Source organism: Clostridium sp. CM037 (assembly GCF_055081095.1).
On record NZ_CM143650.1, the window covers coordinates 1,424,526 to 1,437,336 of the forward strand.

At 31.5% G+C, this 12,811-nt stretch carries 29 protein-coding genes; all 29 read left to right on the top strand.

The window, feature by feature from the left end; genetic code table 11:
- Positions 1 to 104: 104 nt before the first annotated feature.
- The gene (locus tag ACWJKP_RS06620) at positions 105 to 311 is read left to right on the top strand and encodes a helix-turn-helix domain-containing protein (RefSeq protein ID WP_224579001.1); all 207 of its coding nucleotides are present in this window, start codon (positions 105 to 107) and stop codon (positions 309 to 311) included.
- Positions 312 to 599: 288 nt separating this feature from the next.
- Entirely contained in the window at positions 600 to 776 is a 177-nt protein-coding gene (locus tag ACWJKP_RS06625; RefSeq protein ID WP_165411949.1) for a hypothetical protein, read from the top strand.
- A 175-nt stretch (positions 777 to 951) separates the two neighbouring features.
- Positions 952 to 1,728: a phage antirepressor KilAC domain-containing protein gene (locus ACWJKP_RS06630; RefSeq protein ID WP_165411948.1), complete on the top strand. Its 777-nt coding sequence runs from the start codon at positions 952 to 954 to the stop codon at positions 1,726 to 1,728.
- A 122-nt stretch (positions 1,729 to 1,850) separates the two neighbouring features.
- A complete protein-coding gene (locus ACWJKP_RS06635; RefSeq protein WP_462961456.1) occupies positions 1,851 to 2,000 on the top strand; it encodes a hypothetical protein in 150 nt (49 codons plus the stop codon).
- Positions 2,001 to 2,054: 54 nt separating this feature from the next.
- Positions 2,055 to 2,528 carry a hypothetical protein gene (locus tag ACWJKP_RS06640; protein WP_462961457.1) on the top strand — a complete coding sequence of 158 codons (474 nt, stop codon included), beginning with the start codon at positions 2,055 to 2,057 and terminating at the stop codon, positions 2,526 to 2,528.
- Positions 2,516 to 2,692, top strand: coding sequence for a flavodoxin (locus ACWJKP_RS06645; RefSeq protein ID WP_462961458.1), 177 nt, complete (start codon positions 2,516 to 2,518; stop codon positions 2,690 to 2,692). The genes ACWJKP_RS06640 and ACWJKP_RS06645 overlap by 13 nt, the downstream gene beginning before the upstream one ends.
- A complete protein-coding gene (locus tag ACWJKP_RS06650; RefSeq protein ID WP_165411944.1) occupies positions 2,679 to 3,173 on the top strand; it encodes a host-nuclease inhibitor Gam family protein in 495 nt (164 codons plus the stop codon). The genes ACWJKP_RS06645 and ACWJKP_RS06650 overlap by 14 nt, the downstream gene beginning before the upstream one ends.
- A 9-nt stretch (positions 3,174 to 3,182) precedes the next feature.
- Positions 3,183 to 3,821 carry an ERF family protein gene (locus tag ACWJKP_RS06655; protein WP_165411943.1) on the top strand — a complete coding sequence of 213 codons (639 nt, stop codon included), beginning with the start codon at positions 3,183 to 3,185 and terminating at the stop codon, positions 3,819 to 3,821.
- Position 3,822: 1 nt separating this feature from the next.
- Entirely contained in the window at positions 3,823 to 4,005 is a 183-nt protein-coding gene (locus ACWJKP_RS06660; RefSeq protein ID WP_165411942.1) for a hypothetical protein, read from the top strand.
- A complete protein-coding gene (locus ACWJKP_RS06665; RefSeq protein WP_165411941.1) occupies positions 4,005 to 4,337 on the top strand; it encodes a helix-turn-helix transcriptional regulator in 333 nt (110 codons plus the stop codon). Before ACWJKP_RS06660 ends, ACWJKP_RS06665 begins: the two co-directional genes overlap by 1 nt.
- Before the next feature lie 52 nt (positions 4,338 to 4,389).
- Complete coding sequence (locus ACWJKP_RS06670) at positions 4,390 to 4,710, top strand: hypothetical protein (RefSeq protein WP_462961459.1); 321 nt, start codon at positions 4,390 to 4,392, stop codon at positions 4,708 to 4,710.
- Positions 4,711 to 4,933: 223 nt separating this feature from the next.
- Entirely contained in the window at positions 4,934 to 5,818 is an 885-nt protein-coding gene (locus tag ACWJKP_RS06675) for a phage replisome organizer N-terminal domain-containing protein (protein WP_165411938.1), read from the top strand.
- Positions 5,808 to 6,566: an ATP-binding protein gene (locus ACWJKP_RS06680; RefSeq protein ID WP_462961679.1), complete on the top strand. Its 759-nt coding sequence runs from the start codon at positions 5,808 to 5,810 to the stop codon at positions 6,564 to 6,566. The genes ACWJKP_RS06675 and ACWJKP_RS06680 overlap by 11 nt, the downstream gene beginning before the upstream one ends.
- Before the next feature lie 13 nt (positions 6,567 to 6,579).
- The gene (locus ACWJKP_RS06685) at positions 6,580 to 6,720 is read left to right on the top strand and encodes a hypothetical protein (RefSeq protein WP_462961460.1); all 141 of its coding nucleotides are present in this window, start codon (positions 6,580 to 6,582) and stop codon (positions 6,718 to 6,720) included.
- Between the two features lie 32 nt (positions 6,721 to 6,752).
- Positions 6,753 to 7,172 (top strand): single-stranded DNA-binding protein, encoded by a 420-nt coding sequence (locus ACWJKP_RS06690; protein ID WP_462961461.1) that lies wholly within the window; start codon positions 6,753 to 6,755, stop codon positions 7,170 to 7,172.
- 92 nt (positions 7,173 to 7,264) lie between these two features.
- The gene (locus ACWJKP_RS06695) at positions 7,265 to 7,501 is read left to right on the top strand and encodes a hypothetical protein (protein WP_165411934.1); all 237 of its coding nucleotides are present in this window, start codon (positions 7,265 to 7,267) and stop codon (positions 7,499 to 7,501) included.
- 85 nt (positions 7,502 to 7,586) lie between these two features.
- The gene (locus ACWJKP_RS06700; RefSeq protein WP_165411933.1) at positions 7,587 to 7,802 is read left to right on the top strand and encodes a hypothetical protein; all 216 of its coding nucleotides are present in this window, start codon (positions 7,587 to 7,589) and stop codon (positions 7,800 to 7,802) included.
- A 37-nt stretch (positions 7,803 to 7,839) separates the two neighbouring features.
- The gene (locus tag ACWJKP_RS06705) at positions 7,840 to 8,760 is read left to right on the top strand and encodes a DNA cytosine methyltransferase (protein WP_411955885.1); all 921 of its coding nucleotides are present in this window, start codon (positions 7,840 to 7,842) and stop codon (positions 8,758 to 8,760) included.
- Positions 8,761 to 8,785: 25 nt separating this feature from the next.
- Positions 8,786 to 8,959 (top strand): hypothetical protein, encoded by a 174-nt coding sequence (locus tag ACWJKP_RS06710; RefSeq protein ID WP_462961462.1) that lies wholly within the window; start codon positions 8,786 to 8,788, stop codon positions 8,957 to 8,959.
- 260 nt (positions 8,960 to 9,219) lie between these two features.
- Entirely contained in the window at positions 9,220 to 9,564 is a 345-nt protein-coding gene (locus ACWJKP_RS06715; protein WP_165411930.1) for a dUTPase, read from the top strand.
- A gap of 1 nt (position 9,565) precedes the next feature.
- Positions 9,566 to 9,892: a hypothetical protein gene (locus tag ACWJKP_RS06720; protein ID WP_165411929.1), complete on the top strand. Its 327-nt coding sequence runs from the start codon at positions 9,566 to 9,568 to the stop codon at positions 9,890 to 9,892.
- Positions 9,889 to 10,209: a putative PDDEXK endonuclease gene (locus ACWJKP_RS06725; protein ID WP_165411928.1), complete on the top strand. Its 321-nt coding sequence runs from the start codon at positions 9,889 to 9,891 to the stop codon at positions 10,207 to 10,209. Before ACWJKP_RS06720 ends, ACWJKP_RS06725 begins: the two co-directional genes overlap by 4 nt.
- Positions 10,209 to 10,424, top strand: coding sequence for a hypothetical protein (locus ACWJKP_RS06730; protein ID WP_165411927.1), 216 nt, complete (start codon positions 10,209 to 10,211; stop codon positions 10,422 to 10,424). The genes ACWJKP_RS06725 and ACWJKP_RS06730 overlap by 1 nt, the downstream gene beginning before the upstream one ends.
- Entirely contained in the window at positions 10,417 to 10,542 is a 126-nt protein-coding gene (locus tag ACWJKP_RS06735; protein WP_263492384.1) for a hypothetical protein, read from the top strand. Before ACWJKP_RS06730 ends, ACWJKP_RS06735 begins: the two co-directional genes overlap by 8 nt.
- Complete coding sequence (locus ACWJKP_RS06740) at positions 10,539 to 11,063, top strand: hypothetical protein (RefSeq protein WP_462961463.1); 525 nt, start codon at positions 10,539 to 10,541, stop codon at positions 11,061 to 11,063. Before ACWJKP_RS06735 ends, ACWJKP_RS06740 begins: the two co-directional genes overlap by 4 nt.
- A gap of 1 nt (position 11,064) precedes the next feature.
- A complete protein-coding gene (locus tag ACWJKP_RS06745; protein ID WP_462961464.1) occupies positions 11,065 to 11,199 on the top strand; it encodes a hypothetical protein in 135 nt (44 codons plus the stop codon).
- Positions 11,199 to 11,657, top strand: coding sequence for a hypothetical protein (locus ACWJKP_RS06750; RefSeq protein ID WP_462961465.1), 459 nt, complete (start codon positions 11,199 to 11,201; stop codon positions 11,655 to 11,657). The genes ACWJKP_RS06745 and ACWJKP_RS06750 overlap by 1 nt, the downstream gene beginning before the upstream one ends.
- A 179-nt stretch (positions 11,658 to 11,836) precedes the next feature.
- The gene (locus ACWJKP_RS06755) at positions 11,837 to 12,184 is read left to right on the top strand and encodes a hypothetical protein (RefSeq protein ID WP_462961466.1); all 348 of its coding nucleotides are present in this window, start codon (positions 11,837 to 11,839) and stop codon (positions 12,182 to 12,184) included.
- Positions 12,184 to 12,576 carry a hypothetical protein gene (locus ACWJKP_RS06760; protein ID WP_462961467.1) on the top strand — a complete coding sequence of 131 codons (393 nt, stop codon included), beginning with the start codon at positions 12,184 to 12,186 and terminating at the stop codon, positions 12,574 to 12,576. Before ACWJKP_RS06755 ends, ACWJKP_RS06760 begins: the two co-directional genes overlap by 1 nt.
- Positions 12,577 to 12,811 lie beyond the last annotated feature (235 nt).

Here is a 12,811-nt window from a genome sequence, read left to right on the forward strand (position 1 = left end):
TAAACATATATTAGGTTATATGGGTGTTTTTATGTTTTACTTTTGTCTTAATTTAAGACATAATAAAGGAGCAGACAAAACAAATGCAAAAGGAGGTACAAGTTATGACACTTAGTCAACTTAGGCGTAGTAAAGGATTAGAACCGGGGCACGTGGCTAAACAGTTAAAAATATCTCATAGACATTTAACTAGAATAGAAGCGGGAGAAGGTTACTTGACTGACGAAAGAATAATCATATTGGCAAAACTTTACAATGTCAAAATGTCGGAAATTGTGGAAGCGGGTGAAAGCGTTGGAAGAATTAATTAAAGAACTTGAAAAATGTCTTGCTGAAATTAAAAAAAATACAGAAAAAGTGACAAGATGACCATTACAGTATTAAATCCCGAAAAACTACCAGAAGCAAAACGAAAACTTATGAAATATTTAGTTGAAGATATGTTAGAAAAACAAGCTAAAGAAATGAAAAAGTAAACACCATATCAATATTGTTCTACGTATTTCAAACAATTCTAAACAATTCTAAACCATACAACACCGCAATGGTGTACAAGCTCCGGAAGAGTCAATAAATTTAAAAGGTAAGGATGTGAAATCATGTATTCATTAAGAGGGAATGAAGAATTTTGTTTCAACAAAGAAGAAGAAAAGAAAATAGAGCAAATTGCTTCCGAGATAATCAGTAACCTAAAAAGGAATAACCTTACATACGCCCAAGCAGTAGAAGTACTTGAAATATGTAAGGTTAAGTTAAAGATGTGTTTATTGGGATAATTTCTTTAAGGTTTCAGCTAAAAGACATTTACCTTCATGATAAAGAGCACAATTCGTTTTACAAACGTTATTGGAATGCGGAATAAAAGGACAAGTTTTCTTATCCATAAATATCACCCCCTTTCAACAAAATTCTACCATAAGGGGATTAAAAATACAAAAGGAGGAAAAGGAATTGAACAATTTACAAATTTTTAAAGATGAACAGCTAATTCCGGTTAGCGAGAATGAAACTGGCGAGGTAACAGTGAATGCAAGAAATGTACATGGATTTTTAAAAGTTCAACAAGATTTTTCGGATTGGATTAAGAAACAACTTGAAATGATTGGAGCAGAGAAGGAAAAGGAGTATTCCCTTTTAAAAGGGGAAACCTCAATTCTAGGTGGAAGACCATTAACCGAATATATTTTAACTCTAGACATAGCAAAAGAAATTTGTATGGTTGCAGGAGTAGCACCTAGAACCAATGAGGAAACTAAAAAACTTAGCAAAGTAGCTAGGCAGTATTTTATTAAAGTAGAAAAAGCATGGAACAGTCCAGAAATGATTATGAAAAGAGCTTTGGAATTTGCGAGTAAAAGAATCGAAGATTTAAAACTTGAAAATACAGAAAAAGAAAAACGATTAACAATACAACAACCCAAAGTAGTATTTGCTGATGCGGTTTCAGCTTCGCACACTTCAATCTTGGTTGGCGACTTAGCAAAACTACTTAAACAAAATGGCATTGACACAGGAGCGAATAGGCTATTTGAAAGACTAAGGAAAGAAGGCTATTTAATTAAAAGAAAAGGTACAGATTACAATATGCCAACTCAAAGCAGTATGGAGCTTAAGCTATTTGAAATAAAAGAAACATCAATAGTTCACGGCGATGGACATATTAGTATCTCCAAGACACCCAAGATAACAGGGAAAGGTCAAATATATTTTATAAATAGGTTCAAATAAAAATAAATTTATTTAAGGAGTGATAACGAAATGACCCCTACTGGCAAGTTAGTCTTAACAATTTATAGCATTATAGTTGTGTCAATAGTCGTTATAAGAGATTTAAAGAGAGGTGATAAAGAATGGAAATCGGCGCTATTAATACCAACGCTAATATTATTAATGAACATATAGAAGAAATTATGAGATTGTATTTTGAAGGTGTTTCGGTGAAGGAAGCTATAAAAGGAATAAGAATAAATAAAAAAGGGCTGCTCTGCAAAGCAACCTAAAGAAAATTATCTAACGACATTATATCACAAATAAAACCTAGGGGGAAATCAATAATGAAAAGTGAAGTAATAGCATATTTAACAGCAACAATAAACGGGTACGAGAGAAAAATAAATAAAACTAAATGCGAAGTGGCAGAAGCACAGATATTAAAAAATATAGTAGAGGATTTAGGCGGTCTATATGACTACGTAATGGACTTTAAAGAAGTTAAAGAAGATGTACAAGCTAAAGAAAAACTAGCACAAGTAATGGAACACAACTATCAACTAAGCTTTAACAATAATGAATTGATAGAAGACATAACCCAACTAAGAGCAGAAAATAGCAGAATGCATGAGAAGAATAACAATTTGAACATCGCATTAGAACAAACAGAGAAAAATTTATTAAGCATGGAAAAACGCAAAGATATGCTCATATCGCTTAATAAAAATCTAAAAACCGACAATAAATTATGGCAAGAAGCTTGTATTGAATTAAGAGCCGAAATTGCAACTCTAAAGGCACCAAAATGGATGGAGTAAAACAATACGAGTATGAAGCAATAAACCGACATGAAAGAGATTTGAAGGATTTAAGCATAGAGAAAAAGCTATTAATGAAAAGACTAGCAGAAATTGAACGTGAGATGTTACAAACTAGACAATTTAATAGAGAAATGAAAGGGCGGGAGAATGATGGATTATAAAATGAACGATACAGATGCAGACAATTTAATTAGTGAAATAAGGTCACTAGAGGAAGAAAAGAAACGTTATGAACTAATTGCATCACAACAGAAACAAGCTATAACAGACAAGCTAGAAATTAAGAATAAAGGCATAGAAGGTGCAATCCAATTTAATAAAGACCAGTTAAGGGCATTTTTCTTAACAGTAGATAAAAAATCAACTAAAACACAAGAAAGTTATTCTCTATTAAGTGGTAAATTAGTAATGAAAAAACCGAGTTTGAAGTTAGTACATGATGATAAAAAATTACTAGCATATGTTTCTAATTATTCTCAATTAGCTTATATAAAGAATACACCTTCACTTGATTGGTCAGCACTTAAAAATGATTTAGATATAGATAATGGGTTGATAGTAAACAAACTAACAGGCGAGGTATTAAGCAACATAGAAGGCTTATCACTAGAAGAAGTTGGAGAAGTATTTAATATAAAATAGGAGGGCAAAATGGAAAAATTAAATTTATTTCAGAAAATAGTCGAAGTTAGAAAATCTATTACTGGGTTTTCAAAAGATAGTAAAAGTTACGGGTTTGATTATGTTAGTGGAAGTCAAATATTGAGCAAAATAAAATCTAAAATGGATGAAATGCAATTGTTATTAATTCCAAGCGTGGATTATTCAACAGTACACTGGGAAAAGCATAATTATGTAACTTCAAAAGGCAAGGAAAGCATGGACTTTATAGTAACTTTTAAATTAACTTATACATGGATAAATGCAGAAGCACCAACAGAAACAATGGTCACCGAATGGTTAGCGTTAGGACAACAAACTGATGATATTAGCAAGGCGGTCGGAACTGCACTTACATACAACGAAAGATATTATTTGTTAAAGACTTTGGGACTCCCTACTGACGAGGATGATGCAGACAAAAAGGAACCTACTTATAACAAGAAAAGTGAGTTTAACTCTAATAGTATTACTACTCAAATGTTAGTTGATATGGCTAAGAGCAAGGGCTTTAATGAAGCGAGTATTTGTAAAAAGTATAATGTTTCAGAAGTTAAATTTATTAAAAAAGATGATAAAAAATTAGCATATGACGGATTCAAAGCTTTGCCAAACAACGAGGTAAAATAGTATGTTAGGCGGCAAAAGTAGAGAAGAATTAGAACAACAATTTGATATTTTGGATAGGTTGCTACATAAAGTAACCTACCTCCAATTACAAGATAAGGTTTTGTACCAAGAAATTGAAATCGATGAATTGAACGACACTATAGGAATGTATCAAGACAACGTAAATGGCAGGGGGAGATTTTAGTGAACAAATTATCAGAAAAAGTTATTAAAGAAATTAACCAATTATATGATGACGAATTACTAACATATAAACAGATAGCAACTAAATTAAATATAAGCTACCAAACAGTTAGAAACCACGTCAAAGTGAGTAGAAAAACTAAAATAACAGTAAAATTAATACAAGAATTTAACAGATTATATAATGAAGGGCTAACATTAAAGGTTATAGCAAAGCGATACAACGTAACGAGCGGAACAATTAATAATTATATTTGGGTACATAGAAAACGTGGCAGGAGAAAGCTAGAGGACGAGTGGAGTGCGGAAGAATTAGAGAGGATGTTAGGTTAGTTCAGAATTTGATCAAAGTACGACTTAAATTAATAAAAATTAGGGGGAAATTATGAATACTAGAATATTAGAATTATTGAAATTAATAGAGGAAAATCCAACACTTGAAATAATGCCTATGGTTGCAACAGAATGTGTTGGTGGTGATGATTTTAGTTGCTGGTTGGCAGAGTGGGGAAGGGCAGAGTTAGACGAATATTACACGTGTGATGAAAGGATTTACTTTAAATCAACTGATTATGATGAAATTGTTGATGATTATTTAAGTGGATTGGATAATGGAATATTAATGGATATTGAAGAACGTGGAAACCATTATGTAGATAATTTAGAATGGACTAAGGCTATCGTAGTTCATATAGATGCTCAATAACATAGTAACGCAATACAAGAATATGATGAACAAAAAAAATAAAAACATCAAGGTTTCCACCCGGAAATAGTTCACCATTGCAGCCCGCCGCATAATCATCGTTGAGAAATGAATTGGTTTCCACCAGGAACTTGTTTACCTTGATATTACAATCATTATAACATTATCTTAAATATAATTCAATTACACAATACCAAGATAATCCGAAAAGAGGTGATAATTTATGGCAGAAGTTAAATGGATTAAAATAACTACAGATATATTTGATGATGAAAAGATAAAGATAATTGATACAATGCCCGCAAGGGATGAAATATTGGTTATATGGTTCAAATTATTATCACTGGCAGGACGTTCAAATCAAGGCGGTATGTTAGTTATGAACAATAGAATACCTTATACAAATGAAATGCTAGCAGCCGTATTCAATAGAAATTTAAATATGGTTCAGTTATCGCTAAAGATTTTCGAAACTTATGGAATGATTGAAGTAGAAGATAATGAAGCTATTTTAATATCTAACTGGGATAAACATCAAAACATAGAAGGCTTAGATAAAATTAGAGAACAGAATAAAGCTAGACAACAAACTTCAAGAAATAAGAAAAAACAACTACAAATAAATGAAAGTAACGTGACGGATAACGTGACAGTAACGGTGAATAACGCAACAGATATAGAACTAGATAAAGAATTAGAACTAGATATAGATAAGAGTAATAAGAAGCCTAAATTAACTAAAATTGAAATAATCATCAATACATATACAAACGATTCAGCATTATTACTAGCAATAGAAGAATTTATCAAAATGCGCAAAACAATTAAGAAACCAATGACAGATAGAGCAGTAGAGCTGATGCTAAAAAAACTAAATACTTTAGCAGAATTTGATTGCGACAAAATAAACATACTAAATCAAAGCATTATGAATTGTTACCAAGGTATATTTCAAATAAAACAGGAGGCAGGAAGCGGTGGAAAGTATAGAGCGAATAATGCAGAAAGTAAAAAGCCAAACAACACAGAAAGCGAAGGAGATAGGCTCGCTAGGAGAGCAATCGAAAAATTCGGGAATACAGTGGAAGACTTTGAATGTGAGTTCTAGTTGCTGCTATGAAAAATGTGATGGTAGCGGATTAATGCAAATGCTAAATGAAAGCACGGGAGAATTCAAAGTACAGTATTGCAAATGTAGAGAAGAAAAAATATATAGTGATAGATTGAGGTTCGCAAATATACCTGCAGAGTTTGAGAGTTTAACCGTAAATTCATTTAATACTAATTTATATAAAAAAGAAGGTTCTAAGGCAATTTCACAAAATGCGAAAACGATGGTTGCAAATTATGTTAAAAGTTTCTCTAAATTTGAGGAATTAGGTAAAGGAATATACTTCTATTCGAAGACTAAAGGCAGCGGTAAAACTAGACTAGCAGTAAGTTTGGGGAATGTTTTGCTTAGGAACTTAAAACAACAAGTAAAATTCATAACTTGCAGTGATCTGCTTAAAGAAATAAAAAATACATATAACAAAGATTCTAAATACAGTGAAAGCCAGTTAGTGGATTCTATAAATAAAGTAAATATATTGATAATTGATGATATAGGAGTTGAAAGGCCTACGAACTGGGTCAATGAAATGCTATTTAGTGTATTGGATAACAGAATGAAATATAACAAGATAACAATATTTACAAGCAATTGTGCAGTAGAGGAATTGGAGCATGATGAAAGGCTAAAAAGCAGATTAACAAAAATGTGTATACCTGTCAAGATGCCGGAGGAAGATATACGAAAATTCTTAGCATACAAAGAAAATGAAAGTCTGCAGGACATGTTATTAAAAAAAGTGTAGGAGGTAAGAAACGATGACAAATAAAGAAAAAGCACTGCAAATGTATGCAGATATAAAAGAAAGAAAACAACGAGAAATGCTGAAAAATGAAAAAGATATTGAAATTTATATGAGAAGAAAAGCTAGTAAATTTAAATTTACGAGTAATAAATAAAGATAAAAAATAATTAAAAGGATGGGATTAATATGAATAATTGTACATTGGTAGGAAGATTAACAGCAGACCCAATTTTAAAGTTTGGTAAAGGAAATGGAACAGCAGTAACTACATTTACTATAGCGGTTAATAGACGTTTTAAGAAAGAAGGACAACCCGAAGCTGATTTTATACAAGTAGTTTGTTTTGGCAAAACAGCAGAAGCCACAGCTAATTATATGACTAAAGGAAAGTTAATAAGTTTAGCAGGATATATTCAGACTAGAAATTATGAAGCTAAAGACGGAACTAGAAAATATGTCACTGAAGTTATAGCAAATGAAATTAATTTCTTGGAAAGTGGTAAAAAAGAATATGAACCAAGCGATGAAGAAAGGAATAGCAGAGGGTCAGAATTTACATCAAATCCCGACATAAGACCTATAGATGATGGAGATATACCATTTTAGTTAGTACAAATTAGCTTGAAAATGTGTAATGAATATTAAGGAGTGATTATTAATGAAAAATTCAATGGAGCAAACAATACGAGGTGACAGTAATGATTAAATTAATATTAGGAATTGGAATAATAGCAGCTGGAATAATTTTAGCTTGCTATATAGGAATATGGATGATGCTTGTAGGTGGAATAATGGCATTGGCACATGGGTATGATGCCCATACTTTAACAGCTACTTTAATAGCAATAAATGTTATAAAGATATGTTTAGCAGGATTTGTAGGTTGGATTATAGCTTATGTAGGAATAGCTGTAGGATTATTAATGTCAAAGTAAAAATTAAAGACCTTATTGCTGACGTTAGCAAAATGGTAGCGATGAGGTTATTACATAGTCTGACTATATAGCGAAAGGAGAAATTATGATAAAGAGAATTTTTAAGAGTTTATTTTTTAGATTAAATTTAAGGGAAAAGCAATTAATAAAAAGTTCTTTAGACCACACACTTGATGAATATATAAGCAAATATAATCTATCACAAGAATATAAAAATAAAACAATAGAAAGCTTATTATACGAAATTAGAGTATTACAAGATAGATTTAGTAAACAGGTAAAAGGAACTGAACCAAAATAGTTGGTACGCATTTCAAGAATATGACGAAATAAATGAGGTGAGAAAAATTATACAGATATTAGAATTGTTTGGTGGTATAGGAAGTCCAAGAAAGGCACTTAATAATTTGGATATACCTGTTAAAGCTATAGATTATGTAGAGATAGATGAAAAGGCAGTAAGAAGTTATAACGCTATATTTAGCAATGAGTTAGCGAATAAAACTCAATCAGTAATTGGTTGGAATCTTAAGCCTGATATTCTTATTCATGGATCGCCTTGTCAGAGTTTTTCAATAGCAGGGCTTCAAGAAGGTGCAAACGAAGGTTCTGGAACAGAAAGTAGTTTAATGTGGGAAACCATAAATATTATAAAACAAATGGGAGAATGGAAACCAAACGTAGTTATTTGGGAAAATGTAAAAAATGTACTAAGTAAGCATATGAAGCATAACTTCAATAGATATTTAGACGAAATGGAGAAGTTGGGATATACCAATAGTTATAAGGTTTTAAATGCAATGGATTTTGGATTACCTCAAAATCGTAATAGAGTATTTACAATTAGTTGTTTGGATGGAACATACTTTAACTTTCAAACATTGGAAACAGTTCCTATGAGAAATATATCAGATTTTTTAGAAGACGATGTATCTGAAGAATATACAGTAACTCAACCTAGCATATTAGGAGCGATAGGCAAAAAAGGAATAAAAAGAGCAACTGTAATTAAAGATTATTGTTATACCATTACCGAAAGACAGGATAGGTGTCCGGCGCAAGTAATTGATTTGGGTAATAGTAAATACAGATTTTTAACCGATAAAGAGTGCTGGTTATTACAAGGATATTCAAAGGAGGATTACTATAGTGCTGCTAAAGTTAATACTAAAAGAACTTTATATAGGCAATCCGGTAATTCAATTCCAATACCAATATTTGAAAGTATATTTAAGCAATTACTTAGCTGCATAATCTGATTAAAATGCGAGAGGAGTTCAAAATATGAATTTATATGAAAAGATTAAAAACATGACTATAGAAGAAATGGTAGTTTATTTAAATAATTTTGATGAATGCGATGGTTGCGAGTTTGAAATAATGGGGTTATGTAAAACTTCTGATAACTACCAATGTACTGATAACATATTAAAACAACTCACTAAAGAATCAAAATAAGTCGCATTTCAAGAAAAATACGAAGGAGGAAATAATGATAAAAAGTTTTATAGAAAACTTAAAATATGCATTAACTACAGTGTTTTGGATATTGTCTATAATATTTATTGGAGTTGTATTAATATCTGTTATTTCTTATTAGTACGCAATTCCAAGTTATAACGAAATAACACTTATTTAAGCCTATGTAATTTGAAAGGTATAGTTGCATAGGCAACACGTTAAACGTATACAGTAAGCAACATGAGGGGGAAATAACAATGGAATTAGGAGAATTATATCAAAAACAAAGGGTATTGGATGAAATCATAGTTGATGTGTCTACAAATAGGATGCGTTGGGAGTGCTATAGTAAGGATTTTTTAACAGATAGACTATTAGCATTAAGTTGCGAAGTGTCAGAATTAGCAAATGCAACTAGGTCGTTTAAATATTGGAGTAAAAAACCTAGCGAAAGTAAAGAAAGAGTAATTTCAGAATATGTGGATGTATTGCATTTTTTCTTATCAGTAGGAAATACATTAGGGTTTACACCACGGGAAGTCGAAGAAGCATACGAAATCAAATACCGCGAGAACATACGCAGACAGGAAACAGGTTATTGATGTGAATAAGAAAATTTGGAAAATAGTCAATGAAAGGTCGGAAGGGTATTGTGAGTACCCAACCGACAATGGTAAGTGTTTTGGAAATCAAATGTGCCAACAACATCATGTATTTGGAAAGTACAACCGTAAACGTCTTGAAATGGCTGAAACAGTCTACACACTTTGCTATGCACATCACTTAGATAGTAGCACAGGAGTTCATTTTAATAAAGAAAATAGAGAACGTTTAGAAGATATAGCAAAAGAAGCATTAAGGAATAAAGGATGGACCAATCAGAGAATAGCAAAAGAATTATATGGAGATGCGAAGGAGTATAGAAAATGACAAATAGCAAACAAAAAGGTGCAAGAGGTGAAAGAGAATTATCTAGTAAATTAAAAGAATATGGCTACAAGACTAGACGAGGACAACAATATTGTGGTGCTAATGGCGATGCTGATGTAGTTGGATTAGAGGGAATACATATCGAATGTAAAAGAGTTGAGAAATTAAATATATATAATGCAATCAGCCAAGCTAATGCAGATGCAAACAAGGAAGAGTTACCTACAGTATTTCATAGAAAGGATAGGTCAGAATGGCTAGTTACAATGTCCCTTGATGATTGGATGACTATATATAAAGGGAGTGGATTAGGATAATGCAATCAAAGAAAACATTTAATAAAATAGCTTATAAATTAGCGGAGAAGTTAGCAGATGAACAGTTTATAAAATGGTGTAGTGAATTAGATACAGAGATATATAAGTGCTTAGATAAGGCTTGGGAGGTCGAAAAAATAAGCAAAGAAAGAAAAGAACGTATAAAAAATAGATTTGCTGCAGCAATGATGGAAAGGAGTAAAGAGAATGAGTAATAGAGCAATAGTAGGTAGTATAGGTTGCATAGTTATAGGGCTGGTAAGTTATTTATTACATAGTCCTGGTTGTTTATGGGGTTTAATTTTAGTAATAATGTTAGTTGAAACAATATGAAGTTCAAGGCAAACGGTGTTAGATTACAGTATAACGAATCAAGAAAAGTTGAAATCGTAATAAATACTGATGAAAATGTACATATAGAAGATTTAAAAGAAATTATAGCAAAAGGTAAAGAATTAAATGTGGAGATTAAGCAATTTCGTCGAAAAAGGTCAATGGATTCTAACGCTTATATGTGGGTGTTATTATCAAAAATGGCTGATGTACTTAAAACTACAAAGGATGAATTGTATTTGCAGATACTAAGCAGATATGGAGTGTTTACACACGTTGTAGTTAAAGAAAACGTAGTCGAAAGGGTAAAAAGCGAATGGAAGACAGTTAGAGAACTAGGGAAGGTCATTATAAATGGACAAGAAGGAGTGCAAATGCAGTGTTTCTTCGGTAGTCATGATTATAACAGTAAAGAAATGAGCGTGCTTATAGAAGGAATAGTAAGCGAATGCAAGGAGTTAGGGATTGAAACTATATCGAATAGAGAGTTAGAAATAATGAAAAATGCATGGGGGAGATAATATGTTAGCAGTAATAAATATATATCCAATAAAGTCATTTAAGGAACGCATAAGGCTAGTCAAAGAATTAAAAGGTATGATTTACATAGAAGATAATTACATATACGCAGTAGAAAATGTAAAGGGGGCTAAATAGTGGCTTATAAAGTTGAGAATGTATCAAGTTATTCTGATTTAACACTATTAATTAAAACTGGGGAAGAAGTAAAGGCTAATTTAGAAAAGTCTATTGAAGAAATAGAAAGCTATTTAAGACAAATAGAAGGTCCGAAAGGATTGAAGAAAAGTACAAGCTATAATGATTACGACACTATAATGGGGGAGAGGGACACTTTTGAAAGTAAAGGTACGACTAAACTGATTGAGGAATTAGAACGCTTAGAAGCTATGCTAAGGCTACAGAACAGCAACCTAGAAAGATATTATAATATTAGAGAATCAATTGACAATTGTATGGATAATATAGAGGACATAAATGTTAAAGTAAGTATGTTAAGAGGTAAGTTTTCAAGGAGCGAAATTGCGGTAATGATTGACAAGAGCGAGAGGACAGTACAGAGGATGAATAAGAGGGAAAGAGAGAAATTAGGTTAATACATAGATTGAATAAAATGTGTAGTAACTAAAAATAGAAAAATCGTTCTTTGAAAACTGAATAATGCGGTATGAAATATATTTTAATATACCCTTGACATTCACGAGGTCGTGAATTATAATAAAGGTATAGTAATTCACGAGGTCGAGAGTAATAATAAAAAAAGGGGTGTATCAATATGACAAACATTCAAATTCTAATTAAAAAATACCATATAGGTTTAACAAGACAAGAGGGTAAAGACGCATTAAAATTATGCAAAAGACCTTCAAGTGAGGATTTAATATTTTTGAAAGATAATAAAGAAGAAACAATTGCTGAATTAAAAAAGCAAGAGTATGAAGAAGAAGAAAAAGAGGAAATAGAATTTAAGAAACAATGCAAGAAAGAGCAAGAAAGAGATGATAAATGGGCTGAAAATTACGTAGAGAAAAAGAGAAAAGCGACTGTAAAGATTGCGCCAACTACTAGAAATGTGTACGCATATGGTGAATGTATTGGAACTGAAAGTATAGGTGGTAAATAATGAATTACGATGAATTTTGTATATGGCTTAAATTTGAAAATATTGAAATAAGTTTTGCTACTATAGGTAATTCAGGGGTAAACGGTGTAATGCAGTTTACCCAAAATGGAGAATGGTTTTTAAATGCTCGAAGAAAGGCCGATACAGACTTTTTTGAGATAAAGGAAGCGATACTGGCTGAACTAAGTGGAGTAGATGCTGAATCAATTAATGAGGTGGTTACAGTTTCAGAGGTTGCCTTTAAACTGGGTAAGGATACATCTACAATAAGAAAAGCTATTGAAAAGGCTATATTATTGGATATTTTAATAGAGGGAAAAGATTGTAGAAAATCACGCCAAGCGTGGCTGATTAAAAAAGTCGCAGTTAAAAAATTATATAAAGATTTTTAATACTTATCGCATTATTCAGTTTTGGATAGTGCGATATTTTTATAGAGTTAATTCACTATTCAATAATAAAACGTATCAATTAATAGTGTCGTAATTATGTCTCTTGTTTTAGCAAATATTAGGTGATATAGTTATATAGTGAGTAATAAGCAAGAATACAAATACATATTAAATAAAAAGCACATTGAGGGATACTCGCCTTTGATGTGCTTTTTATATCTAAAAGGAGTTGAAT

Coding starts and splice junctions, on each gene's coding strand:
- ACWJKP_RS06685 (WP_462961460.1), top strand. CDS start 6,580: ATGACAAATAAAGAAAAAGCACTGCAAATGTATGCAGATATAAAAGAA.
- ACWJKP_RS06645 (WP_462961458.1), top strand. CDS start 2,516: ATGGATGGAGTAAAACAATACGAGTATGAAGCAATAAACCGACATGAA.
- ACWJKP_RS06660 (WP_165411942.1), top strand. CDS start 3,823: ATGTTAGGCGGCAAAAGTAGAGAAGAATTAGAACAACAATTTGATATT.
- ACWJKP_RS06735 (WP_263492384.1), top strand. CDS start 10,417: ATGAGTAATAGAGCAATAGTAGGTAGTATAGGTTGCATAGTTATAGGG.
- ACWJKP_RS06690 (WP_462961461.1), top strand. CDS start 6,753: ATGAATAATTGTACATTGGTAGGAAGATTAACAGCAGACCCAATTTTA.
- ACWJKP_RS06700 (WP_165411933.1), top strand. CDS start 7,587: ATGATAAAGAGAATTTTTAAGAGTTTATTTTTTAGATTAAATTTAAGG.
- ACWJKP_RS06760 (WP_462961467.1), top strand. CDS start 12,184: ATGAATTACGATGAATTTTGTATATGGCTTAAATTTGAAAATATTGAA.
- ACWJKP_RS06670 (WP_462961459.1), top strand. CDS start 4,390: ATGAATACTAGAATATTAGAATTATTGAAATTAATAGAGGAAAATCCA.
- ACWJKP_RS06740 (WP_462961463.1), top strand. CDS start 10,539: ATGAAGTTCAAGGCAAACGGTGTTAGATTACAGTATAACGAATCAAGA.
- ACWJKP_RS06725 (WP_165411928.1), top strand. CDS start 9,889: ATGACAAATAGCAAACAAAAAGGTGCAAGAGGTGAAAGAGAATTATCT.
- ACWJKP_RS06620 (WP_224579001.1), top strand. CDS start 105: ATGACACTTAGTCAACTTAGGCGTAGTAAAGGATTAGAACCGGGGCAC.
- ACWJKP_RS06655 (WP_165411943.1), top strand. CDS start 3,183: ATGGAAAAATTAAATTTATTTCAGAAAATAGTCGAAGTTAGAAAATCT.
- ACWJKP_RS06640 (WP_462961457.1), top strand. CDS start 2,055: ATGAAAAGTGAAGTAATAGCATATTTAACAGCAACAATAAACGGGTAC.
- ACWJKP_RS06635 (WP_462961456.1), top strand. CDS start 1,851: ATGGAAATCGGCGCTATTAATACCAACGCTAATATTATTAATGAACAT.
- ACWJKP_RS06755 (WP_462961466.1), top strand. CDS start 11,837: ATGACAAACATTCAAATTCTAATTAAAAAATACCATATAGGTTTAACA.
- ACWJKP_RS06675 (WP_165411938.1), top strand. CDS start 4,934: ATGGCAGAAGTTAAATGGATTAAAATAACTACAGATATATTTGATGAT.
- ACWJKP_RS06650 (WP_165411944.1), top strand. CDS start 2,679: ATGATGGATTATAAAATGAACGATACAGATGCAGACAATTTAATTAGT.
- ACWJKP_RS06625 (WP_165411949.1), top strand. CDS start 600: ATGTATTCATTAAGAGGGAATGAAGAATTTTGTTTCAACAAAGAAGAA.
- ACWJKP_RS06695 (WP_165411934.1), top strand. CDS start 7,265: ATGATTAAATTAATATTAGGAATTGGAATAATAGCAGCTGGAATAATT.
- ACWJKP_RS06730 (WP_165411927.1), top strand. CDS start 10,209: ATGCAATCAAAGAAAACATTTAATAAAATAGCTTATAAATTAGCGGAG.
- ACWJKP_RS06745 (WP_462961464.1), top strand. CDS start 11,065: ATGTTAGCAGTAATAAATATATATCCAATAAAGTCATTTAAGGAACGC.
- ACWJKP_RS06715 (WP_165411930.1), top strand. CDS start 9,220: ATGGAATTAGGAGAATTATATCAAAAACAAAGGGTATTGGATGAAATC.
- ACWJKP_RS06710 (WP_462961462.1), top strand. CDS start 8,786: ATGAATTTATATGAAAAGATTAAAAACATGACTATAGAAGAAATGGTA.